The 26,341-nt window shown below is 73.0% G+C and carries 19 protein-coding genes and 1 pseudogene; 5 read left to right on the top strand and 15 right to left on the bottom strand.

The genetic code is table 11. The features are described from left to right. Nucleotides 1–2 precede the first annotated feature (2 nt). From P8A20_RS10355 to P8A20_RS10380, 6 genes are all read right to left on the bottom strand, one after another. Nucleotides 3–440 (bottom strand): phage tail protein, encoded by a 438-nt coding sequence (locus P8A20_RS10355; RefSeq protein ID WP_014153878.1) that lies wholly within the window; start codon nucleotides 438–440, stop codon nucleotides 3–5. 96 nt (nucleotides 441–536) lie between these two features. Continuing rightward, nucleotides 537–1,148: an extensin gene (locus P8A20_RS10360; RefSeq protein WP_306103377.1), complete on the bottom strand. Its 612-nt coding sequence runs from the start codon at nucleotides 1,146–1,148 to the stop codon at nucleotides 537–539. Between the two features lie 3,062 nt (nucleotides 1,149–4,210). After that, nucleotides 4,211–4,369 (bottom strand): DUF6760 family protein, encoded by a 159-nt coding sequence (locus tag P8A20_RS10365; RefSeq protein ID WP_014153881.1) that lies wholly within the window; start codon nucleotides 4,367–4,369, stop codon nucleotides 4,211–4,213. Continuing rightward, nucleotides 4,366–4,848: a hypothetical protein gene (locus P8A20_RS10370; protein ID WP_306103378.1), complete on the bottom strand. Its 483-nt coding sequence runs from the start codon at nucleotides 4,846–4,848 to the stop codon at nucleotides 4,366–4,368. Before P8A20_RS10370 ends, P8A20_RS10365 begins: the two co-directional genes overlap by 4 nt. Further along, on the bottom strand, nucleotides 4,848–5,291 hold the full coding sequence (locus P8A20_RS10375; RefSeq protein WP_014153883.1) for a contractile injection system inner tube protein: 444 nt from the start codon (nucleotides 5,289–5,291) through the stop codon (nucleotides 4,848–4,850). The genes P8A20_RS10370 and P8A20_RS10375 overlap by 1 nt, the downstream gene beginning before the upstream one ends. A gap of 89 nt (nucleotides 5,292–5,380) precedes the next feature. Continuing rightward, complete coding sequence (locus P8A20_RS10380) at nucleotides 5,381–7,009, bottom strand: phage tail sheath family protein (RefSeq protein WP_306103379.1); 1,629 nt, start codon at nucleotides 7,007–7,009, stop codon at nucleotides 5,381–5,383. Between the two features lie 343 nt (nucleotides 7,010–7,352). On the opposite strand from P8A20_RS10380, the gene P8A20_RS10385 reads away from it, so the two are divergent. Beyond that, nucleotides 7,353–8,894, top strand: coding sequence for a COG1470 family protein (locus tag P8A20_RS10385; RefSeq protein WP_147957981.1), 1,542 nt, complete (start codon nucleotides 7,353–7,355; stop codon nucleotides 8,892–8,894). Nucleotides 8,895–8,970: 76 nt separating this feature from the next. On the opposite strand, the gene P8A20_RS10390 is transcribed toward P8A20_RS10385, so the two are convergent. The 3 genes from P8A20_RS10390 to P8A20_RS10400 form a co-directional block, all read right to left on the bottom strand. Next, nucleotides 8,971–11,112, bottom strand: a complete 2,142-nt coding sequence (locus tag P8A20_RS10390) for an ATP-binding protein (RefSeq protein WP_147957982.1) — start codon at nucleotides 11,110–11,112, stop codon at nucleotides 8,971–8,973. Next, entirely contained in the window at nucleotides 11,109–11,798 is a 690-nt protein-coding gene (locus P8A20_RS10395; RefSeq protein WP_147957983.1) for a Pvc16 family protein, read from the bottom strand. The genes P8A20_RS10390 and P8A20_RS10395 overlap by 4 nt, the downstream gene beginning before the upstream one ends. Before the next feature lie 288 nt (nucleotides 11,799–12,086). Continuing rightward, complete coding sequence (locus P8A20_RS10400) at nucleotides 12,087–12,725, bottom strand: helix-turn-helix transcriptional regulator (RefSeq protein ID WP_147957984.1); 639 nt, start codon at nucleotides 12,723–12,725, stop codon at nucleotides 12,087–12,089. Nucleotides 12,726–12,854: 129 nt separating this feature from the next. Between P8A20_RS10400 and P8A20_RS10405 the strand changes: the two genes are divergently transcribed. From P8A20_RS10405 to P8A20_RS10415, 3 genes are all read left to right on the top strand, one after another. After that, a complete protein-coding gene (locus P8A20_RS10405) occupies nucleotides 12,855–15,809 on the top strand; it encodes a LuxR C-terminal-related transcriptional regulator (RefSeq protein ID WP_306103380.1) in 2,955 nt (984 codons plus the stop codon). A 191-nt stretch (nucleotides 15,810–16,000) separates the two neighbouring features. After that, nucleotides 16,001–18,178: an eCIS core domain-containing protein gene (locus tag P8A20_RS10410; RefSeq protein WP_306103381.1), complete on the top strand. Its 2,178-nt coding sequence runs from the start codon at nucleotides 16,001–16,003 to the stop codon at nucleotides 18,176–18,178. A gap of 121 nt (nucleotides 18,179–18,299) precedes the next feature. Next, on the top strand, nucleotides 18,300–19,043 hold the full coding sequence (locus tag P8A20_RS10415; protein ID WP_306103382.1) for a DUF4097 family beta strand repeat-containing protein: 744 nt from the start codon (nucleotides 18,300–18,302) through the stop codon (nucleotides 19,041–19,043). A 15-nt stretch (nucleotides 19,044–19,058) separates the two neighbouring features. On the opposite strand, the gene ppk2 is transcribed toward P8A20_RS10415, so the two are convergent. The 5 genes and pseudogenes from ppk2 to P8A20_RS10440 form a co-directional block, all read right to left on the bottom strand. Further along, on the bottom strand, nucleotides 19,059–20,009 hold the full coding sequence (ppk2, locus tag P8A20_RS10420; protein ID WP_147957988.1) for a polyphosphate kinase 2: 951 nt from the start codon (nucleotides 20,007–20,009) through the stop codon (nucleotides 19,059–19,061). Between the two features lie 68 nt (nucleotides 20,010–20,077). Then, a pseudogene (locus P8A20_RS10425) lies at nucleotides 20,078–21,102 on the bottom strand (iron-siderophore ABC transporter substrate-binding protein). A gap of 25 nt (nucleotides 21,103–21,127) precedes the next feature. After that, complete coding sequence (locus P8A20_RS10430) at nucleotides 21,128–21,955, bottom strand: ABC transporter ATP-binding protein (protein ID WP_306103383.1); 828 nt, start codon at nucleotides 21,953–21,955, stop codon at nucleotides 21,128–21,130. A gap of 58 nt (nucleotides 21,956–22,013) precedes the next feature. Next, nucleotides 22,014–23,087, bottom strand: a complete 1,074-nt coding sequence (locus P8A20_RS10435; protein WP_306103384.1) for a FecCD family ABC transporter permease — start codon at nucleotides 23,085–23,087, stop codon at nucleotides 22,014–22,016. Beyond that, nucleotides 23,084–24,151 (bottom strand): FecCD family ABC transporter permease, encoded by a 1,068-nt coding sequence (locus P8A20_RS10440; protein ID WP_147957992.1) that lies wholly within the window; start codon nucleotides 24,149–24,151, stop codon nucleotides 23,084–23,086. The genes P8A20_RS10435 and P8A20_RS10440 overlap by 4 nt, the downstream gene beginning before the upstream one ends. A 159-nt stretch (nucleotides 24,152–24,310) precedes the next feature. Here P8A20_RS10440 and P8A20_RS10445 point away from each other — a divergent pair, with 159 nt between their 5' ends. Continuing rightward, nucleotides 24,311–24,901, top strand: a complete 591-nt coding sequence (locus P8A20_RS10445) for an MSMEG_1061 family FMN-dependent PPOX-type flavoprotein (RefSeq protein WP_147957993.1) — start codon at nucleotides 24,311–24,313, stop codon at nucleotides 24,899–24,901. A gap of 7 nt (nucleotides 24,902–24,908) precedes the next feature. Here the strand turns inward: P8A20_RS10445 and P8A20_RS10450 are convergent, their stop codons facing one another. Next, nucleotides 24,909–26,306 carry a hypothetical protein gene (locus P8A20_RS10450; RefSeq protein ID WP_147957994.1) on the bottom strand — a complete coding sequence of 466 codons (1,398 nt, stop codon included), beginning with the start codon at nucleotides 26,304–26,306 and terminating at the stop codon, nucleotides 24,909–24,911. Between the last annotated feature and the right edge of the window lie 35 nt (nucleotides 26,307–26,341).

The raw sequence follows: 26,341 nt of genomic DNA on the forward strand, positions 1-26,341 counted from the left end.
GGCTACGCCTCCCCCGCGTCGGTGAATCCGTGATGGGCGATCTCCAGGACCTCGGTGGCCACGGCGGGGCTCGCCGGGTCGAAGGAAGGACCGCGCCAGCTGACGGGGAGTACGTCGATCAGCCCCCACTGGGCGACCATCGAACCGTCCGCGCGCAGCGCGGCGATCTGCCCGGTGGGCCGGGTCACCCCCGTGGTGACGGAGGAGATCCACTCCGCCACCTTCGCGGTCTCCTCGGTGAGGGGCCGGGTCAGCGTGATGTTGGAGAAGGTGACGCGGGAGGGCAGCTGCCAGACGAACCCGTTGTTGCCGCCCTCCTGCCGCTGCTCGATCTCGACCTGGGAGGAGAGCCCTTCGCAACCGTTGAAGTTGCCCAGGCTCTCACCGTCGATGGTGAGGTTGAAGAAGATGGTGGAGCCTGCGTCGAGTTCCTGGGGCATCGGGTGGGGCCTTCCTGCGGTTCCACGTGCGGTCGGGGCTGGGATCCCGACGGGGTTCCGCCGGGGTGGGACGTACGGGCGTTCTCGCGGGGCCGGTCAGTGGCGTGGGTCGCGCAGCTTGCCGATCCGCTCGCGGTCGAGCCGCAGCTCGGCGCGCAGCAGCCGGGTCATCGGCCCGATCAGCCGGTTCACCAGCTCCGCCACCTGGTCCTCCTTCAGCTCACGTGGCTTCAACTGGCTCGTCACCGAGGGCGCGGGCTTGTCCGCGGCACTTGAGCCGCCGCTGCTCCGCTGCACCGCGACGGACGTGGCGCGGGGCGGCGCGGCCACACGAGCGGGGGCGGGCGCCGGCGTCCGGGCCGGGGGCGCGGCAGGGGGTGCGATCGGTGACTGAGGGCGCCGCGCGGCCGGTCCGTCGGGCGCCCGCTGCACGGGAAGCGCGGCGGCCGGGGCGGGCCGGGCGGGCGCCAGGGACACGACGGGGCTCCGGACGGGCCGGGCCGCGGGGGCGGGGGTAGGGGCGGGGGCGGCCGGGGCACGCGAAGGTCCGGGCGTGTGGGCGGCTGCGGGGGTGTGGGCGGTCATGGGGGTGTGCGGGGTCGCCGGCGTGGACTGGGCCGCGGGGGTGTGAGCGGTCGCCGGCGTGTACTGGGCCGCGGGGGTCGCCGGCGTGGGTGCGGCCAGGGACGTGCGGCCGGTCACGGGCATGCGCGGGGCCACGGGGCCGCCGGGGCCGGCCGTCAACGGCGTACGGGCGACGCCGGTGGGGACGGGCGGCGCCGACGTGGGAAGGCCCCGGCCGTGAGATGCCGCCGGGGGCAGGCCCACGTGGCGAGGCCCGGACACGGAGCGCTGAACGACCGGGCCACGAGACGCCGGTGCGGGCAGGGGCCCGGGCAGGGGAGCGGGCAGGGGGCCGGGCAGGGGTCCGGAGCGCGGGACGACAGGGGCGGTCGCGGCGGCGCCCGTGGGGCGGTGCCCTTCGTGACCGGGGCGTGCAGGCGCGGACGCCGTGGTGGGAACAGCCGCGGTACGGGCGGCTGCGGCTGCGGGACGGATGGAGGCTGCTGCGGTACGCCCGGGGGTGACGGCTGCGGTGCGGGCTGCTGCGGTGGGGGCGGCTGCGGAACGGGCGGGAACTGCCGCGGTACGCAATGGGGTTGCCGCGGCCCGGGCGGAGGTTGCTGCGGTACGCGCGGGGGTTGCTGGGGTTGCTGCGGTACGCGCGGGGGCGGCGGCCCGGGGCATGGGACGGGCGGGTGCGGGCGGCGCCGACGACTGCGCCGCGGAACGCTGCACCGCAGGCCGGCCACCGCTGCCGGCGCCGTCGGCAGCGGTGGCCCCCGGGGCCGCACTTGATGTGGGACCGGTCGGCACGCGGTGCAGGCGCACGGCGCCCGGGGCGCTCCTCACCGTCGGCGTGGGGGCCGGTGCCGGCGAGGGCCGTGGCACAGCGCTGCGGACGCCCGGGAGCGCGGGTGACCCGGGTGCGGCGGACCGCTGCACAGAGACAGGAGGGGCACCGGCCGCAGGGGCACCGTCAGCTCTCCGCGCGGCGGCCGCCGGAGCCTTGCGCGTGACCGAGGCAGGTGCTGCCGGCCCCGTTCCCGCCGGCAGCGGCGTGAACCCAGCGGCAGTGACCGGCTGCGAGGAACCCACCAGCGGGGCGACCGGCAGCGAGCGCGACACCGGAGGCACGTCGGTCGATGTCAGGGGTGCGGAAGCAGGCCCGAGGGACACGGCGGGCGACCGCACCACGGACGGCAGGGCACTCGTCGGGGCCCCGGGAGTGCGGGGGGTCGAAGGAGTGACGGGGGCCGAAGTGGCGGCCCGGGCAGGGGGCTGGGGAGTGTCCCGGGGGGCGTTCCGGGGCTGGGGCGTCCGCTGCACAGGCAGCGCGCCGCCCGGGAGGCCGGGGCCGGGCACGGACCCAGGGCCGGGGCCGGGCACCGGTGCATCGGTCGAACCTGTAGCGATTTCGGACGCACGCGCCGGGACGACCGGCTGCCTGGCGGGGATGCCGGAGGCAGAAGTGCCGAAAGCACTGGCGGTTCCGGGCCGCTGTACGGGCAGTGCCGGTGCGGGGGTGGCGGGCGCCACGGGCCGCGGTGCCGACCGCGGCGCGGAGGCGCTCGGCGGCGCACCGACCGCCGGTGAACGCTGGACGCGGGGTGCGCGGCCGGGCGCCGGTGCACCGGTCTGCTGACGCGCCGCAGGGGCGGACCCCGGAGCGGACCCCTGACCGCCGACAGGCCCACTCGACGGAGCGCCCAACCTCGGCCGGACAGCCGGACGGGACTCGGGCGCACGGGACTCGGGCGCACGGGACTCGGGCGCACTGGACCCGGGCGCGCGGGATACGGCCGGACGGGATACGGCCGGATGGGACTCGGGCGCGCCCACCCCCGGTGCACCGGATCCGGAGGTACCCGTCCCCGATGTGCCGGCCGGGCGTGCCACAGGCGCCGGCCCGGTCGGCGGTGTCCTGCGCGCAGGCGGTGTTCCAACGTTCCCGCCGCCGGACGCCGCCGGACGTCCCGACGTCACTCCGCCCCCGGAGAGGCCCGGGGGCGGAGCTGCGGGCAAGTCCGGTCCTTGCGGGGACGGCCGCCCGACGGGACCGGCAGTGCCACGGCTCAGCTGCTCCGGTGCGGTCCGCGGTGTCTGAGCTGCCGGCGGAACGACCGGCCCCGACGACGGGGGCCCGAGCGGCGAGCGCCGGGCCGGCGGGGTGCCTGACGGTCCGGTCACGCGGGCCGGAGAGCTCACCTCGCGTCGCTGTACGGGAAGTGAGGATGTGCGAGCAGGAGGCGTCCTGCTCGGAGGAGGCGCCGCCGCGGGCCCTCCTGCCGGGCCCGGCCGCCGGGGAGCCGAAGGCTCGGTGCGCGCGGAGCCACCGCCGGGGCCGCCCTGCTCTCCCTCCGAGCGCTGCACGCGAACAGCGGCAGAAGGAGCCGGAGCCACAGACGGAGCCGGAGCCGGAGCCGCAGAGGGACGGGAGGGAGCAGAGGGAGGCGAAAGGAGAGTTCGGGGGGCGGGCGCCGAAGGAGAGGGGGCGGGCGCCGAAGTCGAGGGCGCACCCGAAGACGAGGGCGCAGGTGCAGGAGCAGGAGCAGGAGCAGCCTCGGCCGCAGCCGCCGGGGCGGACCTCGTCCTGCTGGGCGCCGCCGCGGGAAGCACCCTGCGCTGCCGAGTGCTGGGGGTGGAGGCCCGTGTCAGTGCCGAGGGCGCCGGCCCCCGCCGGGGCTGTACGGGTGCGACCCGCGGTCCCTGGGCGCGCTGGACCGAGGGGCCCTGCCAATGGCTCCGCGCCTCCGGACCGGCGCTCCCGCCGCTTCCGTCACCCGCACCCGCACCCGCACCCGCATCGACGACAGCGGCCGGAAAGGAGAGCCCGGTCCCGTCGGGGCGGGCGGATCCGGACCCGAGGGTGAACGACTGCGTGTCCTTGATGAGGCCGGTCGGTGCATCGTCCAGCACGGCGTGCGAGAGCGTCCCGGAGAAGGACGGGTTCTGCCAGGCGGTCAGCGAACCGCCGAATTCCGCGGATGCGACCGTCTGCCTCGCCGGCGCCAGCGTCGCGAGCCGGATCGGGGGCAGAGCGGCCCACTCCCGCCCCCGGGAGGAAGTCGCGGCGGCTGCACCGTCGCCGGTGGACGGCTCAGGGGCGGGGCCCGGTGCGGTGCTGTGCCCGCCCGCGCTCCGCTCCCGGCCGTCGCCCTGCTGACTACCGCCCCGGCCCCGGCCCTTGAGCCGGTCGAATATGCCCATCACCGCTCCGTAGCAGCACGCGTCACCAACGTGGCGATCTGTTCTGCGTATCGCCGCCGCTCACGGTGTTCCAGGTCAAGAATGTCGTCGAGGTTCCAGTGGAAGTGGTAGGCGATGTACGCGATCTCCTCATGGATACGGTCGGTCGCGTACGTCACGATTCCCCCAGGCGGCTCCCGCCGAGCTCGACCTCGAACGGCTGCTCGCAGTGCGGGCAGGTCACGCCGGCCCTGGTGTGGCCCTCGGCGTTGACCTGACGGTAGAAGTCCTGGAGGAAGGCGAGGTCGGAGGCGAACATGTTCTCCACCACGCCGTCGTGCATGTGGGCCACGGTGCCCAACTGGGTGATGACCCGGCCGAGCAGGACCACCGAGAGGTACGCGGGGTTCTCCTGCACCCGCATGTCCCGCAGCGGGATCAGCTCGTCCCGGGCGGTCGCCAGTCGCATGACACCCTCGCGGTGCACGGTGCCCATGTCGTCCACGTACCCGCGCGGCAGCTCGAACGCGAACTCGGTCCGCAACTGCTGCCGTACGGGCTGTGCTTCCGCCGGGGCGACGGCCGGGGCCGCCACTTCCGCGGGTGCGGAGGTGGCGGCAGCGGCGTCGGTGGCGGGCCTGGCAGGTCCGCGGCGCATTACTCGGTGACCAGCTCTTCGTAGACGATCGTGACGGTCTCGGTCATGACGGAGGCCTCGCCGGCCGTGGCCGCCGCGCCCATCACCTTGGTGCACCATGCGTTGCGCAGGTGCTGACGCCGGACCGGGTTGTACTGGTAGTCCATGTAGATGATGCTCGCGTTCTTGCGCGCCGAGCCCATGTCGCCGCGCAGCGAGGCGTTGATCCACTCGTTGAAGGCGGTGGACTGCTCCATGCCGCGCGTCACGGTGGTCTCACCGGCCTTCTTCACGCCGGGCATCTTCTTGGTGATCGGCTGGCCGTTCGCCGAGACCTGCTGGTACTCGATGACGTCCTGCTCCATTCCCACCTCGCCCACGGCGTGGAGGTACTCGACCATGACTCCGTCGATCTGGAGGCCGAAGTTGTGGGTAGTGAGGGCGTCACCCTGGGAGAGACTCATGAAAAGCCGTTCCTTCTACTGAGGCTGGGGCCTGAGGCCGGGACCTGTGGCTGTACGCGATGTCGAGCGGGGGCCGGAGGCCGGGACGTCTACTCCTCCAGCTCGCCGCTGCCGCCGGAGAACTGGGCCAGCCTGAAGATCACGAACTCGGCGGGCTTGACCGGCGACACGCCGATCTGGCAGATGACCCGTCCCAGGTCCACCGACTCCGGCGGGTTGGTCTCGGCGTCGCACTTCACGTAGTAGGCGTCCTCGGGCGTGGCCCCGAACAGTGCGCCGCTGCGCCACTCCGTCACCAGGAACGCGGAGATGTTCCGCCGGATCCGGGCCCACAGCGCCTGGTCGTTCGGCTCGAACACCACCCACTGCGTGCCGTTGAGGATCGACTCCTCCAGGTAGTTGAAGTACCTGCGGACGTTGAGGTAGCGCCAGGCCGGGTCGGAGGAGAGGGTGCGCGCACCCCAGACGCGGATGCCGCGGCCGGGGAAGGTGCGGATGCAGTTGACGCCGATCGGGTTGAGCAGGTCCTGCTCGCCCCGGGTGATCTGCATCTCCAGGTCGACGGCGCCGCGTACGACCTCGTTGGCGGGAGCCTTGTGCACGCCGCGCTCGGAGTCGTTGCGGGCCCAGATGCCGGCGACGTGGCCGCTCGGCGGGATCAGCCGCGTCTGGCCGCCCGCCGGGTCGAAGACCTTGATCCACGGGTAGTAGAGCGCCGCGTACTTGGAGTCGTAGTTGGAGGTCTCCTGACGCCACACCCGGATCTGCCGGGCGTTGAGGCCGGGCGGCGGGTCGATGATCGCCAGCCGGTCACCCATCAGCTCGCAGTGGGCGATCAGACCGAGCTGTACGGCCTTCACGGCCTCCAGGTCGATCGCTCCGCGCTGGTAGGCGGCCATCAGGTCGGGGACGGCGACCATCGAGATCTCGTCCACCGCTTCGAGACCGCCGAAGCCGGTGCGGTCGGAGGAGTCGCCCAGGTAGTCGGCGATGCCGACCGGCTCACCCTCGGCCGCGTCCGGGACCGCGGGGGCCTGCGCGGCGGCAGCGGGCGCGTCGAGCGCGACCGTCTGGTTGTCGGGGCGCGCCAGCTGCGAGGCCGCGGCCCCCTCCTGTACGGAGATCAGCTTGGAGCGTTCCTTGACCTGCGTCACCACGTAGTTGCGGGCGCTCTTCTTCGCCGAGACGTCGAAGGTCTCGACGGCCTTCGCACCGTCCTTGACGACCAGCCGGAAGCGCTCGGCCGGGCCCTCGCCCTCCGCGTCCGTGACCTCGACGCTGAGGGTGCCGCTCTCGCCGGGCGCGACGGCCGACACCTTGAAGGTGCCCAGAGCAGTGGGCTCCCCGGCCGTCAGCGCGGCGGGCGCGGCCGCGCCGCCGGCGACGGCCGTCCGGCCGCGCTGTCCGCCGACCGTGTCGGTGCCCTCACCCGGCGCGCCGGCCACTCCGCCGGGCGCCCCGCCCACGCGGACCACGTAGGCGGCGGACCCGCCGTTGTTGAAGAACCCGTACACCGAGTGGGCCAGGAAGTAGCCGTCGGTGAACTCACCGAAGGAGGCCACGTACTGGGTCCAGTTGGTGACCAGCGTCGGCTCGTTCAGAGGGCCGTCGGGCGCCAGCCCGACGAACGCGGCCACCGAGGTGCCGACCCCCTCGATCGGACGAGAGCCGCTCGCCACCTCTTCCACGTACACGCCCGGCGACAGGTATGACGGCATGCTCTGCTCTCCTCGGGGTACCGATACAAGACCAGACTCACCTTCGCCGCCAGGTCGCACGCGCGTAAACGTCCTCCGGTGCCGTGTCGAGGGCACCCGTCGTGCCCCCAGGGGCAACAGGGGGATGCCCGCGGGGTGTTCCGGCGCCACCAGGGCTCCTGGCGGGACGCGGCGGACGGCGCCGGGGCCCGCACCGCGGTGTACGGCCGGGGCGCGGCCCCGCGCCCCTCGACCGGAGCCGCACACGAAGGGGTTGCGAGGGCAGCGGGCGATACCTTTCGGGCAGCCGTGCTACCCCGCGGCTTCTGACGTCGCCCCTCCCGTGCGCAGTAGCGTCCGTCGGGTGACCACCTGGACATCTCTGGAGCCCGCCTCGACCACGGTCGACCCGGGCAGCAGCACCACCGTGCGACTGCGCCTGCGCAACACAGGCGACGTCGTCGACGAGTACCGCTTCGAGCCGGTCGGCGACGTCGCACCGTACGTGTCGGTGGAACCGCCGTCCATCAGGCTCTTTCCAGGTACCACCGGAATCGTGGAGCTGACCTTCGCCCCACCCAGAACCCCGGACGCGACCGCGGGGCCGCATCCGTACGGTGTGCGCATCCTGCCCACCGAGCACCCCGAGACCACCACGGTCGCCGAGGGCAACATCACCTTCACCACGTTCATGGAGGTGCGGGCCGAGCTGGTCCCGCAGACCGTCAAGGGACGCTTCAGGGGCCGGCCCAAGCTGGCCGTCGACAACCTCGGCAACACCGCGCTCACGGCGTCGATCGGCGGCGGCGACAAGACCAGCGGCGACCTCTCGTACGAGATCTTCCCGTCCAACGTCCAGATCCAGCCCGGCCGTGCCGCCTTCGTCGACGCGACTCTCAAGCCGCGGCAGATCACCTGGGTGGGGCAGAAGCAGGAGCGGCCCTACGAACTGTCCGTGCGCCGCTCGGGGTTCGAGCCCCTGCCGGTGAACGGGACGTACGTCCAGCGCAGCCTGCTGCCGCTCTGGATGATGACGACGCTCAGCCTGCTGCTCGCCCTCACCATCACGGGCCTGGTGCTCTGGTTCACCTACAAGGCGCCGGTCCGCACCCTCGCGCAGCCGAAGATGGAGCAGGCTGCGGCCGCCGCTCTGCCGGAGGAGCCGCCGGAGCAGCCGACCCAGAAGCCCACGCAGGATCCCGAGCCCTCCGAGGAGCCGGATGCGTCGGGCGGCGGCGGAGGCGGGGAGGAGAAGCCGGAGGAAGAGAAGGAGGAGGAGAAGGTCGAGCGGGGCCCGCTGCCCATCACGTCGGAGGACAAGCCGAACCTCTTCGTGCAGTTCGCACAGGCACGCCTCGTCGTGGGGGCGGGTGGCTGCAAGCTGACCGCCGCGCACACCGTGGGCAAGCTGGACGACGCGACCCAGAAGGCGCTGAAGTGCTTCCAGGAGTCCAACGACTCGAAGTACGGGGCCTTCAGCCAGCTGGGGAAGAACGACGGGCTCGGCAACCTCGGCCGCTCCACGATGACGGCGCTCCTGGCGTCCCACTTCGTCGCCGCCAAGACGGTGCCGCTGGACGCGGACGTGGCCAGTCCGGAGGTTCCGTGGGTGCGTAACGTCCTGCTCTGGGGCACGCAGGCCGAGATCGACGACGGCGACCTGGCGATCACCGTCGCGTGCACGAAGGCCAACATCGACTACCTGCGCGGTCAGGGCCAGCTCAAGGAGAAGCCGTCAAAGGGCCTCTTCAACAGGATCAAGGAGTACCAGGGCCTGTTCGTGGCCGAGAAGACCGGGGCCATGGACGAGACGACGCTCAACAAGACGAAGCTGGGCTGGATCAACGGGCAGGACGCGCCGGGCACGGTGGTGGCCAAGGACTGGCTCCCCGCACCGATGGACTAGAGAAGCCCCTTCCGGCGCCCCGCGGGCCCGTGACCCACCGTCCTGGTGGGTTACGGGCCCGCGGGGCGTGGCGGGCCTACCAGGAGGCGTCGTCCAGGACCAGCCGGCCCGCCTTGCGGTACTCGCGCTGGGCGCCTGCCAGCAGATCCTCCGTCGACACCCCGTCGCCGCGGCCCGCCGCCGCGTACGCGGCCGTGACGACAGCGCTGCGGATCGAGCCGCCCGCCAGCTCGAAGTCCGCAGCGCAGGAGGCCGGATCGACGTCGTCGGCGCACGGGACGTGGGCGAGGCTGTGCCGCCAGAGCGCGAGGCGCTGCTCCTCGTCGGGGAAGGGGAAGTCGACCACCAGGTCCAGCCGGCGCGTGAAGGCGTCGTCGATGTTGGAGCGCAGGTTGGTGGTCAGCAGGGCGATGCCGTCGAACGACTCCAGGCGCTGGAGGAGATAGGCGCTCTCCATGTTCGCGTGGCGGTCGTTGGAACTGCTGACCTCGGAGCGCTTGCCGAAGACTGCGTCCGCCTCGTCGAAGAGCAGCACCGCGTCCGTGCGGTCGGCCTCGGTGAAGATCCGCTCCAGGTTCTTCTCCGTCTCACCGACGTACTTGTCCACGATGGACGGCAGTTGCACGACGTAGAGATCGAGGCCGAGTTCGCCCGCCACCACCTCGGCGGAGAGCGTCTTCCCGGTGCCGGAGTCGCCCGCGAAGAGCCCGACCACACCCCGGCCGCGTCCGCCGCCCGCGCTGAGCCGCCAGTCGCCGAGCACCCGGTCCCGGTGCTGGGCGCGGAGGACGAGTTCCCGCAGCTGCGCCAGCGGCCCCTCGGGCAGGACGAGATCGTTCCAGCCGACGTCGGGCCGGATGCGGCGGGCGTGCCGTTCAAGGCCCGAGGCGGACTGCTGCCGGGCGGCGAGCCGCAGATGCGCGGCGGACAGCTGGGTGCCGTGGAACGCGGCGAGTTCCCGCGCCGCCCGTGACGCGCGCTCGATGCCTTCGGGTCCGAGCCGGTAGGCGGCGACGACCGGGGCCAGGTCGAACTCCGGCTCCTCGGGGCCGAGCGCCGCCCGCCAGGCGTCGAGATCGCCGGCCCGCCCACGGGGCACGTCCAGCACGACCGGGTCGCGTCCCCTGTCGCACCACTGCGGGTCGTACGGGCGCGGATCCGCGAACAGCACCGGGACGTCGTTCACCGCGAGCGCCCGGATCAGCTCCTCCGGCCTCTCGGGCAGCGAGGTCACCACGATCGCGCGGCCCGTCAGCCGCGCCTCGCGGAGCAGTTCCCGGTACGGCGGACGCTCCCACGCCGCGCGTTCCACGGGTGCGTGCTCCTCGTGACGGTGGTCCCCCTGGCGTTCCACCGGGACGAGATGCAGGGCCGGCAGACCGGCCGCGCCCAGGGCGGCGGTGGCGAAGGCGAGCCCGTCGCCTTCACGGTGCTCCCGCAGGTAGACCGTGAGCGGGCGCGACGACAGTTGCTCGGCCAGTCTCCGTGCCGGCGCGTCGGTGCCGGGGCCCGCGGTGTCCTCCCGGTCCTCCGGGTGCTCCGTGTCCCCTTCCCCGTCCGCTTCCACGGGAAGGTACGGGAGGAGGCGTACGGTCCCGTCGAGCGCCGGGTCCGGGGTGTCGTCGCCGAGCAGATGGGCCACGACCCTGTCGGGAACGCGCAAGGAGCGGCTGAGGAAGGGGCGTTCGGGCTCTTCCACTTCGAGCAGCCCGCGTGCGAGCAGCCGTGCGGCCGGATGGAAACGGGACCGTCCCGCGGCGGAGTGCGTGGGCACCCCGCACAGGTCGAGCGCGAGCGCGACGGTCGCCCGGCGGCGTGTGACGTCGTCGTTGAGGTAGGCGTACAGCGACTCGAACGTGCGGTCCAGGTCGGGGGCCAGTGCGATAAGCAGGATCTGGGTGTCGAGCGGGCGGAGACCCAGCCAGTGGGCGAGCCAGTGGAGGCGGTCGTCGTCGGACGGCTCGGCCGCCGCGGGCCCGTCGGGCTCCCCCGCCGGGTCCAGGTCCTCCGCCGTGTCCGGTCCGTCCGGGCCGGGCGAACGTGCCGCGTCCTGCGCGCCCCCGAACAGGAGGTGACGCACCGCGTCGTCCGTCAGATACATCCCGCGCATCGGGTCGGTGGCCGTCGGGTCGGTGGCGCTGCGGTGCTCGACGAGGTCGGCCACCCGCTCACGCAGCCTCGCGAGCCGTTCGAGCAGCGGGGAGGAGGAGTCGCTCACTTCTGCTGCTCCCGAAGGGTTCCCGTCGTGCCGTGCTTCTTCCCGAAGGCCTCCTTGGCGGCCTCGACGCTCTCCGCGCTGTGGTAGCGCGCCGAGCTGTCGTCGGGCCGGCCGTCCGCCCCGCGTATCTGGACGCCGAGCCCTTCCGTGACGGGCGGACCGACCTTGTACTCGGGGTACGCCAGGAAGGGTGCGGTGATCACCACGTCGAGCGAGGGCTTGAGTTCGCCGCCGAGCGCGGACCAGATGTCCGCGAGCGAGCGGGCCTCGGTGTGCAGCCCCGCGACGGTCAGCGGGACGGAGAGACCGAGCCCGGCCAGGGTGCCGGTCAGGTCCTCCGGAGGGAGGATCTCCTTGGGCAGCAGCGTGTGCAGCACGGCGGAGAGCATCCGGTGTTCGTCCTGCGGGCGCTTGGTCCAGGCCGTGACGAGATACGACAGCCGGAACCAGCGTGGTGGCTGGTGCTGCTTGAGCGTTATCCCCTGCTCGTCACGGACGGACATCTTGCCGCGCTGGCGCCGCTTGGTGTCCTCGCGGATGTCGTAGAGGTACGCGTCGATGGTCGGGGCGTTGCGCCGGGCCGCCCAGTCGCGCGTCGGGGCGTCGAAGGTGATCTCGACGTCGGACCCGGCGAAGGCGCCGCGTACGAGCAGCCCTCGCAGGATGTCATCCACCTCGTGGATCACGGTCGTCCTGCCCTTTCACGGTCGCCGTCACGGGCGCTCGTCGCCGAACGGACCGTCATGGAACGACCTGTCATGTATCGACCTGTCGTGGATCGGCCTGTCACCGCGCTCGGCCGAACCGTCCGTGGTCCAAACGGTCTTGGGCCTCCGGCACGGAGCGCCCCACTCCATCGTCTCCGTGTGGCCGCCCGGTCCGCGAGGCACCCGGGGGACGATCGCGGGGCACCCCCGCTGCCCCCGTGTCACCCGATACCTGTCCTCGGGGCCCTTGCGTCGGCGGGCCGGCTGTCAGATGTAGCCTTCCCGCAAGGCATAGGCCACGGCATGGGCACGGTTGCGAAGCTGCAGCCGGGTCGTCAGACCGTGCATCACGTTCTTGACCGTGCGTTCGGAGTACGAGAGTTTGCTGGCAATCTCCCCGGTATCCATTCCCTCGGCCACCAGCCGGAGCACATCGACCTCGCGTGGTGCCAGTCCGGACGCCGTGGCACCCGACATGCTCGTCGCGCCGCGCTGCAAGGTGCCGACCTGCGCGATCAGCCGCCCCAGCAGGTCCGAGGGCAGATCACCGTCGCCCCGGGAGGCCGCGAGGACCGCTCGGAGCAGACGGTGGCCGGTCGCCTCGCGCCGCCAGACGATCGCGCCGACGCCGTACTCGATCACCTGGAGCAGCTCCGCCTCGCGGATCAGGCTCGTGACGAGAACGGCCTTGGTGCCGTCCGCGCGTGTCAGCCGCCGCAGCCGGGTCAGCGTGGGTTCGTCCAGCCCCTCGGCCAGCAGGACCGCGACCGTGCCCGGGCGCCCCGCGCCCTCCTCGAGCAGCTCCACCTCGGAGTGCCGGCGAAGCTGGCTGACCGCGCCGTCCATGGACAGCGGGTCCGACGCGTGGACCTCCACGGGGATCCTGACCGGGGCTCGAACGACCATGCCTGTACGTCCTCGTGTCTTGCCTCAACGGGACAACTCGTTCCTGCTTCTCCCATCCTTCCTCCGCCGACAGGACGAGAACAACGTGGCTCACCACGAGACCGACCACGAGATCGGCGGCAGGTCCTCATGACGGCGTTAGCGAGTCAGCCACCGCCCTGCCCCCCTGCGGGCCCGGGCCCCGGCTCCGTCGGACTGCTGGAACGCGAGTCCGCGCTGGAACTGCTGGCCGCGGAGGCCCGGCGGGCCGTGGCCGGGTCCGGGCGGATGGTCCTGCTCCGCGCGCCCACCGGTACGGGCCGCAGCGCCCTGCTGGAGGCGGCCGCCGAGCTGGGCGTGAAGCTCGGCATGCGGGTCCTGCGTGCCCACGCCTCCGCCGAGAGCGCCGGCATCCCCCTCGCACTCGTCACCCAGCTCCTCGACCCGGCGCACGAGATCGGCGGCTTCCTCGGTGACACCCCGGAGACCCCGCACCACCTCGGTCACGCTTCCCGCCTGTGGCAGTTGCTGTGCGAGTACGCGGCCGGGTCGCCCCTGCTGGTCGCCGTCGACGACGTACACCTCGCCGACCGGGCCTCGCTGCGCTGGCTGACCGAGGGAGCCCGGCGGCTGACCGGGATGCCGGTCCTGATGGTGGTGACCGAGCGCGGGCAGTACGACATCGCCCCGGCGGCTCCGGGCCTCGCGTTCTCCCTGCCGCCCGCGGTGGTGCGGGTGCACGCGGTGGGTCCGCTGAGCCGTGGCGCCGCCGAGGAGTTCGTACGCGGCACCCTGGGCCCGGACACCGGCGACACCTGGGTGGACGGCTGCGTGCGGGCGGGCGCCGGGAACCCGCTGCTGCTGCGCGCGCTGCTCGACGATCTGCGGACGGTCTTCCCGCACGGCGGCAGGGCCGGCGCCGGAGACGGAGCAGACCCGGAGCCGGGGCTGCCCGAGAACTGCGCCGAGCTCTACCCGGGGGCCTTCGTCGCGGCGGTCTCGTGGTGGCTGAGGAGCGCGGGCACCGGAAGCACCCTGGTGGCCCGCGCGCTCGCCGAACTGGAGGACTCGGCACGGTACGACGAGGAGGGACACGCGCCCCTCCACGGTCCCGGGGCGCCCGGCACCGGGGCGGGACCCGCCGGGCACGAAGGTCCGGGCCACGAATCCGGCGACGACTTCACCGACTTCCTCTCCGAGCTCACACGCGCCGACCCCGACCGCGTCGGCGGCTGGGTGACCGCGATGGTCCGGCTCGGACTGCTGCGCCGCGCCCCCGGCAGCGGCGTCCCGCGCTTCGCACACCCCCTGTTGCGCGGAGCGGTCCTCGACGGCTGGCCGCGCTCGCACCGGCAGGCCCTGCACCTCCGCGCGGCCGAGCTGCGCCAGCGCCGGGGCCACGGGGTCGAAGCGGTGGCCGGACATCTGCTGCGCACCACCCCCGGTGGTACGGAGCGCGTCGCCAAGGCCCTCCTGGACGCGGCGGCCGACGCGTCCAGGGCCGGCAGGACCGGCGCCGCCGCGCACTACCTGCGCCGCGTGCTGGACGAACCGCTGTCGTCCGAGCGCCGGGCCGCTGTGCTCACGGAGCTGGGCGAACTGGAGTTCGCCACCTTACGGAGCGGAGGGATACCCCGCCTGGCCGAGGCGCTGCGCCTTCGGCAGGCACCCAGGGACCGGGTGCTGGCGGCCGTCGCCCTGGGCAGTGCCCTGGCCGACCGGGGCGAGCCGCGTGCCGCGCTCGACGTCCTGCGCGAGCTGGGCCCGCTGGACGGGGAACCCGTCCTCGACCGCACGGTCCAGACGGCCTCGGCCTTCTTCTCGGACCACGACCCGGAGATCCGGCGGGCCGTCTACACCCGGCTGCGCGAGCGTGCCGAGCGCTCCCCGGAGTGGATCAGCCCGGCCCTGCGTGCTCTGCTGATCCGGTACGAGTCGACGGCCGGGCTGCTTTCCGCCGAATCGGCCATGCGGCAGATCCGGCGGCTGCTGACGGCCCCGGAGGATCCCCTTCTGGTGCCCTATCTGTTGGGTGAGGCTGCCGCCGTGGCGCAGTGGGCGGACTCTGCTGACGACGCCGAACGCCTCGTCAGGAGCGGGCTGACCGAGCACTGGGTGTCGGCGCTGCACCCCGTCCACCGGTCGCTGCTCAGCACGCGGGTGGACACCGCCGCCGCGCGCGGCCGTCACCGGTGGGTGCTGGAGGAGACCGCAGGAAGGCTCCGGATGCCGGGCGGCTCGGCACGCGTCGGTGCGAGCAGTTTCCTGGCCCACCGTGTCGTCGCCCTCGTCGAATGCGGCCGTTCCGCCGAGGCCGAACGGCTGGTCGCCGGTGTCGACGTCGCCGAAGCGCAGGACGGATGGGAGCAGAATCGGTTCCTCCATGCGCGTGGTGTGCTGCGTGCGTCCGTGGGCGATCCGGCGGGCGCCCTGGCCGACTTCCTGGAGTGCGGCAGGCGTCAGACCGGCCGGGACGTGCGGAGCCCCGTCGTCACACCGTGGCGCTCGGCCGCCGCCGAGTGCCATCTCCTGCTGGGGCGGACACCGGAGGCCCTCGCCCTCGCCGAGGAGGAGAACCGGTACGCCGCCGTGTGGGACACCCCCCGGGTCCGGGGCCGTGCCCTGCGCGTCCTCGGCGCGGCCACCGGCGGACGACGCGGTCTCGAACTGACCGCCGAGGCCGTCGCCGTCCTGCGCGACATGTCGCTCGACGTCGAGCTGATTCCCGCGCTCATCACCCACGGGCTCCAGCTCACGGCCGCCGGACAGTCCCGCAGCGCGCGTCCACTGCTCAGGGAGGCCGCGACGGCGGCCGAACGGCTGGGCGCGGTACGGCTGTCGGGCCGCGCGGAGCTGGCCCTGCGCGCGAGCGGAGCCCGTCGCAGGAACACCTCTCTCACGGGCAACGGCTCACTGACCGCCGGCGAACGCCGCGTCGCGACGCTGGCCGCCGACGGACGGACGAACGCGGAGATCTCGGAACTGCTGCACCTGGCGCGGCGTACCGTGGAGACGCATCTGACCAGCACCTACCGGAAGCTCTCCATACGGCGCAGGGGAGACCTTCCTGCCGCGCTCAACAGCGTTACGGACGCTGCCACTTGACGGCCGCCCCGCTCCGGGGGCAGGTGTGGGGCGTGGCCACCGGGCGGACCGGAACAGCCCGGCCGCGGGCGTTGCCCTCGCGGCCCTTCCGCGCACCCGCCCGCACCCGGGATCCTGCCCTCCCGGGCCTCCCACCGCCCGCGGGGGACGAGTGACCATTCCTGATCAGGCGTTGAGTGGCGAGGAGTACCGTGCGCGCGTACAGAGCACAGGCCGAGCAGACCCGTGGCCGGGACGGCGGTCGTCGCGCGGACGTGCCGCCCACGTTCGCGCAACGCGTCCTGGCTCTCCAGCGCGCGGCGGGAAACGCGGTCGTGGCCCGCGCCGTCGAGGAGGAACGGCACGAGCACGGCGCCGCGTGCGGCCACGAGACCGCCGAACAGCCCGTCGTCGAGCGGTCCTCCGCGCAGCCGTCGTCCGTGCTCGACGCCGTCAGCTCGCCGGGCCGTCCGCTGGACGCGCGCGTCATGGAGAAGGCGGAGCAGGGCTACGGCATGTCCTTCCGCCATGTACGGGTGCACGACGACCCGACCGCGCAGCGCTCGGCGACGGCGTTCGGCGCCCGCGCCTACACCACCGGCCATGACATCGTCGTCGGCCCCCGGGGCGCGGACGACGAGACGATCTTCCACGAGCTCGACCACGTGCGCCAGCAGTCCATGGGGCCCGTCGCGGGAACGGACAACGGGTCGGGTGTGGCGGTCTCCAGCCAGGACGATCCCTTCGAGCTCAGCGCCTCGGCGAACGGCCGGAGGATGGCCCAGGGCGGCATGCCCGACCTGTCCGGCCCCGGCTCCGGCGCTCCGGGGACGGCCGCGGGGAGCGGCGGTCGTGTCACGGTGGCCCGCATGGTGTCCGGCAACGGCTGGAAGATGCACAAGGCGGACCGGGGCCTCGAGTTCGAGATCGAGGACAGTCACGGTCCGGTCATCGGGAGGTACGTCAGGTCCGGGTCGGACGGCAGGGAGATCTTCGACACCCCGCAGGGACGCATCAGGGTGTATCCCTCGGAGATCCTGGGCCCCCGGGCCACGGTGGGCGGCCTTCACCCGCCGGGTCAGGTCCGGCCGCCCGAGGACAATCTGCAGGACCGGGACGAGGTCCTGCTGTCCGAGGCCAACGCGTCAGGGGCACGGGCGCGGCTGCGCAGGGATCCCCGGGCGGCGGAGAGGATCGCCGTCACCACGTACGAGGAAGAGCCGGACTACGCGGACTACCCGCAGAACCGCGAGGCTCTGCGGCGTCAGGGTGTCCCCGTCCTGAACAGTTTCGACATCAGCCGGCCCGAGACCGCCAACCGCCTCAGCAATCTCGGTCCGGACCCCCTCCTGAACTTCAACATGCCGCGCGTGCCGCGGGGAACTCCCGGCTACTCCACCCAGAAGCTCATCAGGGACACCACTCGGATCCCCGAGCGGACCGGCCGCGACGACATGCGAGTGAGTATCACCGCGCCCCACCCGAGCCAGTACGCGAGGCCGGGGACCCACAACAGCATCTACGGTCTGGAGAGCGGGAGGGCCGTGCCGGAGAGCGCGAGGATGGTCAGCGCCTACTCCGACGACGAGGGGCTCGAGGAGGCCGGTTACAGCCACCGGCAGTCCACGAAGGACGAGGGTGCCTCCGCCGCGAGCCGTAAGAAGAAGTACGTGTTCGAGCGCAAGCTCGAGGGGAGCAGGCGCAGCAACAGCCCCGAGGAGGAGGCGGGGCCGTCGTACCGCAGCCGGAGCCAGGCCCCCGAGGGCAGCAGGCGGCGCGGCAAGAGCAAGAGCCGCAGCGAGAGCAAGAGCCGTGTGAGCGAGGCCCCGGCGCCCGCCCCCCGGCGCAGGCGGAGCAGGCCGCCCGTGTCCACGCGTGGCCGTGCTCCGGTCAACTACGCCGCGGTGGAGGACGAGGACGAGTACTTCGGCAGTCAGCAGCCCGAGAGCAGCGGCCACCGTCGCCGCAGCAGCGTCGCCCCCAGCTATGTGGCGGACTCCGAGGACGAGGAGAAGCGGTCGCGCAGGAGGCGCCGGGGCTCCGTCGCCGCGCTGCCTCCGGAGCGGGAGCCGGAGCGGGAGCGCAGCCGCCATCGCAGCCGCAGCCGCGGCCGTCGCAGGCCGAGCGTCGCGCCGGCCGGATCGTCCGGCAGCCGCCCCATCGACCTCGGTGACGACGTCGTCTACGGTTCCGGCCCGATCGACCTCGAACCTCCGCGACGGCGGGGCCGAAGCCGTGTCCCGTCGGGCTCCGTGCCCTTCGTCACGGACAGCGGCCGCAGCACGCGCGTCCCCACCAGTTACGCCGAGCCCGCCTTCTACGACGATGACGACTACCAGTACGACCCCAATCCGTTCGCTCCCCGGTTCGACGGGCGGGGCTACAGGTAACCCCGCGCGGGCAAGTTCCCTCCGTGAGCCGCTCGCCCCGGGAGACGTGCGGCCTCGCGCCCGGCAAAGGACGTCGGAGGGCCCGGTCATGGACGGCCCGGCTCCGGGAAGGCGAGCGGGTATGAGTTCCAGAACCTTCACCCACGGACGGCGCCTGGCCGCGCTGCTGATGGCCGCTCCCCTCGTCGCGGCGTGCGGCGGCGGGGACCCCGACGGACGGCTCGGGCCGAAACCACCGGAGTTGGCCCGCGGACAGCGGCTGGTGGTCACCACCGAGGACGGTGTGCGGCTGCGGCCGTCCGACGACGGACGGGCCGTCGTCGATCCGCGCGTCTCGAGCCGCTGGTCGCACCGCGAGGACGCCTGGGTGCTCGACCTGTCCTGCGAGGAGCACGACGAGCGGTGCCCCCGCATGCCGGTGATCGACGTCCCCGGCGGCGTCTCCGTCACGGTCACCGCACGGAACGCGGGCATCGACGCGGCCGGCCTGTCGGCGGAGATGGACCTGAGGACCGTCAACGGTGACGTCACGGTCGCCCGGTCAGGCGGGGACGACGCCACCGTCCGGCTCGTCACCCGCAACGGCTCCGTCCGCGCGAGCGGCCTGAGTTCGGGGGCGTTGCGGGCCGAGACGGTCAACGGCGACGTCACACTGGGCAGCGCGACCTCACCGGCGCGCCTGACCGCCACGACCGAGAACGGTTCGGTGCGCGTGGCACTCCCCTCCGGCACACCGTCCTACGACGTCACCGCCACCACACGGAACGGCCGGACCTCGGTCACCGTCCCCACCGCCGCGGAGGGCGCGCGGCACACCATGACGCTCGGCAGCGTCAACGGGGACGTCACCGCCGCACACGGCTGACCGGGCGGGACGGGCCTACGGGTGCTCCCCCGGCCCGCCGGGGTTCGAGGCGAAGCGGGTGGGCGAGAGGGCGGTGTCCTCCTCGCCCGGTTCCAGCAGGGTGGCGGCGGCGCCGACGATGAGGCGGTCCGGTTCGCCGACGGCCTCGGCGTCCTTCGCGGCGTAGTCGACGCGTGCGAGGAGGCTGCGCATCGCTTCGAGACGGGCCCTGCGCTTGTCGTTGCTCTTCACGACGGTCCACGGCGCGTAACCCGTGTCGGTGGCACGGAACATGTGGATCTTCGCCGTGGTGTAGTCGTCCCAGCGGTCGAGCGAGTCGATGTCCGTGGGCGAGAGCTTCCACTGGCGCACCGGGTCCACCTGGCGGATGGCGAAACGGGTGCGCTGTTCGGCGCGGGAGACGGAGAACCAGAACTTCACCACGATGATCCCGTCGTCCACGAGCATCCGCTCGAAGTCCGGGCACTGCCTGAGGAAGAGTTCGTACTCGGGCGGGGTGCAGAAGCCCATGACACGTTCGACTCCGGCCCGGTTGTACCAGGAACGGTCGAAGAAGACGAGCTCACCGGGCGCCGGGAGGTGGGCGACGTAGCGCTGGAAGTACCACTGGCCCCGCTCACGGTCCGTGGGCTTGTCCAGGGCTACGATTCGGGCGCCACGGGGGTTGAGGCGCTCGGTGAAACGCTGGATGGTGCCGCCCTTGCCGGCCGCGTCACGCCCCTCGCAGACCACCACGACGCGCGCGCCGGTGTCCTTCGTCCACCGCTGCAGCTTGAGCATCTCTATCTGCAGGATGCGCTTGACCCGCTCGTACTCCTTGCGGCGGATCTTGCGGTCGTACGGGTAGTTCTCGCGCCAGGTCTTGATGGGCCTGCCGTCCTCGTCCAGCAGGATCGGCTGCTCCGGCCTGCTGGTGTCGACGGTCAGGCCGTGCAGCAACTGCTTCTCCAGCCGGTCACGGTCCACGGACCAAGCCTGGCACCGGCTACCGCCCCGTGCCAACAGGTGGCACGGGGCGGATGTGATCGCGTCGGCTACTTCATCTTCTCCGCGAAGAGCGGTACGACCTTCTCCAGTGCGTAGCTGGTGGACAGCACCGAGTCGGTGGCGAACGCCGTGCTGATGTCCTTGTCGTCGAAGACGAGGGAGTGGCCTGCCTTCACCGAGGGGACCGCCTTGTACAGCGGGTCGTCGCTGATGCCGGCGGCCGGGATGCCGATGGGGGCCATGACCGTCAGGTCGGCGTCCAGGAGATCCAGGTTCTCCTTGGAGACGGGGACCGAGAAGCCCTTGCCCGCCTTGGCCTCGACGGCCGGGTTGTTCTCGAAGCCGAGGCGCTCGACGAAGTCGACCCGGCCGGTACCGGAGACGTAGGCGCCGTAGCCCTCGGAGGTGCGGGAGCCGAGCGTGATCGTGCTGCCCTTGAACTCGGGGTGTGCCTTCACGGCGTCGGCGAACTTCGCCTCGGTACCGGCGATCAGCTTCTCGCCCTTCTCCGGAACACCCATGGCGGCGGCGACCATCTCGGTCTGCTTCTCCCAGGAGAGCTTGTACTGGTCGCCGCCCTCGGGCACACCGACGGTCGGGGCGATCTTGCTCAGGGTGTCGTACCGCGTCTGGTCCCCGCTGGACTTGGTGTCGAGGATGAGGTCGGGCCGGAGCGCCGCGATCTTCTCGTACTCGGGCTCCAGCGTGCCGATCAACTGCGGGCTCTTGTCGTACTTGCCCTCGGCCCAGGGACCGACGCCCTCGCCGCCGAACGCCAGCCAGTCGCTCGCCCCGACGGGCTGCCCGCCGAGCGCGAGCACCGTCTCGGCGTCGCCCCAGCCGAGCGCGACGATGCGCTGGGGGCCTTGTCGACGGTGACCGCGCCGAACTTCGTCGCGACCTTCGCGGGGAAGGCCCCCTCGGCCGCCTTGCCGGAGGCGGAGGAGCCGGAGGCGGCGGTGTCGTCGGAGGAGCCGCAGGCGGTCAGGCCGACGAGAAGGGCCGCGACGGCTCCGGCCAACAGGACCGGAGTACGACGGGTGCGGCGGACACGTGGAGCGGAATCGTTCATGCCCGTTAGGTTAGCCTAACCTAATTTAAGATTGGACAGCAGGGTGGCCCGCCGCGTCCCGCACATGGTGACGGCCCAGCGGCACCACCATCGGCGTGCCGGACGCCGGGTCCTCCATCACCGAGCAGCGCATCCCGAACACCTCACCGACCAGCGACTCCGTCACGATGTCCGAGGGCCGGCCCTCGGCGACGATCCGCCCGTCCTTCATGGCGATCATGTGGTCTGCGTAACGGCAGGCCAGGTTCAGGTCGTGGAGCACCGCCACCATGGTGACCCCGTGCTCGTGGTTCAGGTCGGTGAGCAGGTCCAGGACGTCCAGCTGGTGGCTGGCGTCCAGGAAGGTGGTCGGCTCGTCCAGCAGCAGGATGTCCGTGCGCTGCGAGAGCGCCATCGCGATCCACACCCGCTGGCGCTGCCCGCCCGAGAGTTCGTCCACCGGACGGTCGGCGAGGTCCAGGGTGCCGGTGGAGAGCAGCGCCCGGGCGACCGCCTCGTCGTCCTCGGCGGCCCAGCGCCGGAACCAGCCCTGGTGCGGGTAACGGCCGCGTCCCACGAGGTCGGAGACCGTGATGCCCTCCGGGGCGGACGGGCTCTGCGGAAGGATGCCGAGCACTGCGGCGACCTCCTTCGTCGGCATGTCCTGGATGCTCCGGCCGTCCAGCAGCACCGCGCCCTCCGAGGGCGCGAGCAGCCGCGCCATAGCCCGCAGCAGCGTCGACTTCCCGCAGGCGTTCGGGCCCACGATGACGGTGATCCGCCCCGGCGGGACGGTCATGTCCAGGCCGGAGACGATCTCCCGGTAGCCGTAGCCGAGGCGGACGCCCTGGGCCCGGAGAGTGTGCTCGGCCACGGCGCGGCCCCGCCTTCCCTGTTGTCTGTCGTCTCGCGTGGTCTCGGATGTCCGCGGGTCAGCCACCGCTGCCCCCGCGGTTGGCGCGCGCCAGGAGCAGCAGCAGGTAGGGCGCGCCGATGATGCTGGTCACGACACCCACCGGCAGCTGGACCGACGGCAGCAGGTGCTGGGCACCTAGGTCGGCGACCAGGACGATCAGGGCACCGGTCAGCGCCGCGTGCGGCAGGGCGGCCCCCCTGCCCGGGACCAGCCGGCGGGCGATCGGACCGGCGACGAACGCCACGAAGCCGACGGGCCCCGCCGCCGCGGTCGCCACACCCGCGAGCGCGGTCGCGCAGCCGAGCAGCGCCAGCCGGTCGCGCTCCACCCGCGCGCCGAGACCGGCGGCCGCGTCGTCCCCGAGCCGGAGCGGGCCCAGTGCGCGGGCGGCGAGGGCGGTGAGCGGCACGAGCACGGCGAGGGCGGTCAGCAGCGGCCACACCTGACCCCAGGAACGTCCGTTGAGGGTGCCCGTCAGCCAGAGGTACGCCTCCTGCGCGTCGGTGGTGTCGGAACGCGCCATGACGTACCAGACCACGCTGCTCAGTCCGGTGCCGAAGCCGACACCGATCAGGACGAGACGCTGGCCGGCGACGCCCTGACGCCAGGCGAGCAGATAGATCGCCGCACCGGCGGCCATCGACCCGCTCAGCGCGCTCCCGGACAGGGCGAGGCCGCTGACCTGGAAGAGCAGCGACGCGGTGACCGCGACCGCGCTCGCCCCGGCGCTGATCCCGATGATGTCGGGGCTGGCGAGCGGGTTGCGCAGCAGGGACTGGAACACGGCCCCGGAGAGCCCGAAGCCGACGCCGACGAGGACCGCCAGGAGGGCGCGGGGCAGGCGCAGTTCCAGCACGACGAACCGGGAACCGCCGTCGCCGCCCCCGAACAGGGTCTCCACCACCGTGCCGAGCGGCAACACCATGTCGCCGACGCTGAGCGAGACGGCGAACACGGCCACCACGGCGGCCAGCAGACCGGCCACCACCACCACGGAGCGCCGTCGCCCCCTGTCGCGGACCCGTGCCACCGTGCGCACGGCGTCCGCGAGGCGGGCGTCGGGGGTCTCCCCGAGGCGGGTGCCGGTCACAGCTCCACCTGCTTCCTGCGCCGGACGAGCCAGATGAAGGGGACGCAGCCGATCGCGGCGGTGACCACACCTACCTGCACCTCGCCGGGCGGGGCGACGACCCGGCCGACGATGTCGGCGACGAGCAGCATGACCGGGGCGAGCACCATGCTGTACGGGAGCACCCAGCGGTAGTCGGGGCCCGTGATGAGCCGCGCCGCGTGCGGGACGGCGAGGCCGACGAAGCCGATCGGGCCCGCCACGACGGTCGCCGCGCCGCACAGCAGCACCACGGCGAGCGCCGAGACCAGCCGGGCCAGGCCCACCCGCTGGCCGAGGCCGCGGGCCAGGTCGTCGCCGAGGGACAGGGCGTTGAGCTGCGGGCCGAGCAGCAGCGCGAGGACCGCTCCGGCCACGACGAACGGGGACACCTGCCACAGCACGTCCGCGTCCCGGGCGGTGAGCGTGCCGAGCTGCCAGAAGCGGAAGCGGTCGTAGCTCTCGCGGTCCTGGAGGAGGACCGCGCTGGTCACGGACGTGAGCACGGCGCTCGTCGCCGCGCCGGCCAGCGCGAGCTTCACCGGGGTGGCGCCCTCACGGCCGAGCGAGCCGACACCGTACACGAGGAGGGCGGCCAGCAGCGCGCCGAGGAAGCCGAACCAGATGTACTGGGTGACGACCGTGAAACCGAAGAAGCTGATCGAGCACACGACGGCGACCGAGGCGCCCGCGTTGACGCCGAGCAGCTGGGGGTCGGCGAGCGGATTACGGGCAACGCCCTGCATCACCGTGCCCGCGAGGCCGAGTGCCGCACCGGCCAGCAGTCCGGCCACGGTGCGCGGGATGCGCACCTCCTGGACGATGAGCTGGCCCTTGACCCCGAGGTCGGGGTGGAACACGCCGTCCAGCACGTCGGCGAGGGCCACGTCCCCCGAGCCGACGGCGAGGCTCGCCAGCACCGTCAGCAGCAGGACGGCCACGGCGGCGAGCAGTCCGAGGGCGAGCACGGGTCGGCTGCGCGCGCGGCGCCGCTCTGACGTCCTGGTCGTCGGTTCCTTCGTTCCCTGGAGAACCGGGCCGCTCACAGCCGGTGCACCCGGGGCGGCGACATGCGGTCGTGCACTGTTCCTCACCCTTGCTCGTCACCCCCGGGACGGGGCGCACCCGCGAGGATAAGTAAGGTTAGCCTAACAGCGCCAGGTCAGCGATCCGCTGCAGTGCCCCCGCAAGGTTCGGAGAACCCCTTGTCGAACGCCGCGCCCGTGGCAGCCCCCGCCGACGCGTCCTCCCCCGCCGGTGCCCCCCTGGCCGGGGCGGTGCCACTGCGGGACGCGGAGCAGCTGCGGGAGATCCTCGGCACGCCCTGGCCCCTCGTGATCGACAAGGTCCACGACGAGCTCACCGAGGACGACCTCGACCTGCTGGCCCGCGCCCCGTTCTGTGCGGTCTCGACGTCCGACGCCGACGGCAACTGCGACACCTCCCCGCGCGGCGGTGAGCCGGGCTTCACCCGGGTCCTGGACTCCCGGACCCTCGTGATGCCCGATCTGCCGGGCAACCGCCGCGGTGACAGCTTCCACAACATCCTGGTCAACCCGCACGTCGGCCTGCTGTACCTGATACCCGGCGCGATGACCGTCCTGCGGATCAACGGGCGGGCCCGCGTCCTCACCGACGCCCCCGTCTTCGACGAGATGACGGTGAAGGGCCGGCGCCCCGACCTCGCGCTGGTGGTGGACATCGACGAGATCTACCTGCACTGCCCGGCGTCCCTGAAGCGCTCGGGCATGTGGGCCCCGAAGACGTGGGAGAGCCCGGCGGGCAAGGCCCGGTAGCGCCTCCTCAGAAGCCGCCGCCGCCGAAGTCGCCGCCGCCACCGAAGCCACCGCCGCCGAAGCCTCCGCCGTCGCCGAACCCGCCTCCGCCGAAGCCGGAGGAGTCGAAGTCGGAACCGGAGACGTCACCGCCGCCCCAGTCGCCGCCTCCGCCCCCGCCGAAGTCCCCGCCGCCGTACTCCGCCGCGTACGCCGGGGTGGAGAGCATCGAGCCGAGCATGGTGCCGACGAGCAGGCCGGGGAGCAGGCCGCCGCCGAAGTAGCCGCCGGCCCAGGGGCCGTACGCAGGGCCCGCCTCCCAGTAGGGGCGTCGTCGCCCGTCGCCGACGTCGACCGTGCGGCTCATGGGGTCCTCGCCCTCGCGCAGCCGGACCTCGTCGGCGCCGCAGACGGGGACCTCGCGGGCCGCCCCGCCGGACGGCGTCCACCGGACGTCCGCCACCGAGGGGCCGTGGCGCGGGTCGAAGAAGCAGGGCGGGCGGCGCGCCGGCAGCGCGCGGCCCTTGCGGCGGGCCTCCAGGACGGCGAGGGAGAACCGGCCGTCCTCCAGGGCCTTGGTGACCCCGCGCACGTCGGAAGGGTGGCGGGCGTCGCCCATGCGCGATTTGGCGTTCTCGTAGGAGTCGAGCGCCCGCTCGTAGTCGATGCGCATGGCGTCGTCGGCGCCCTTCTCACCGGGATGGAAGTCCAGCCGGTCCAGGGTCTCGCCGTACGCGGTGATGTCCTCGTCGACGACGATCCGGAGCTTCTCCAGGGCGGCCTGCTCCTCCTCGTCCTTGCGCTTCCTGTTGCGGCGGGCGACCGCGAACGCGGTGCCTCCGCCCAGGAGGACCAGGCCTCCGAGGACGACCAGACCGGTCACCGGGGCCCCGCTCGCGGAGCCGTCGCCGCCGCTGCCGCCGGACCAGGAGGCCGGGGCGCTGCCCTTGGCCTGGTCGACGGCCCGGTCGACGAAGGCGTTGAGCTGGGTCACGGCGTTCGTGTCCGTGCCGGGTGCCTTGACGGCGGTGACGAGGTTGTCGACGGCCCGGACCGGCATCACCTGCGGGTCGGCGCCCGCGTCGAAGCCGTCGCCGAGGCGTACCGCGTAGACGCCGGTGACACCGGTGTCGGTGCGCAGGTTCTGCAGGAGGTTCTCCGGCGGGTACTGGGACGTCGCGGGGAGCACGGCCACGAAGACCGGTTTGTCGGCGTCCTTGATCTTCTTCTCCAGGGCGGCCTCCTGGGACGCCGAGAGCTGGCCGGCGGCCGCCGGGTCGACGTACACGGGGCCCTGGCGCAGGGCGCTCGCCGCGTCGTCGATCGTGGAGGGGGCGGCCTGGGCAGCGGGTGTCATCGCCAGCACGGCCGCCGAGAGTATCAGCAGCAGGCAGGCCCACAGGGGTGCGAACAGCCTATTCCGCATACTCCGAAAGTAACCCGAACGGGCGACGGATGCGT

The sequence above is a fragment of the Streptomyces sp. Alt3 genome, assembly GCF_030719215.1.
Classification (GTDB): Bacteria; Actinomycetota; Actinomycetes; order Streptomycetales; family Streptomycetaceae; genus Streptomyces; species Streptomyces glycanivorans.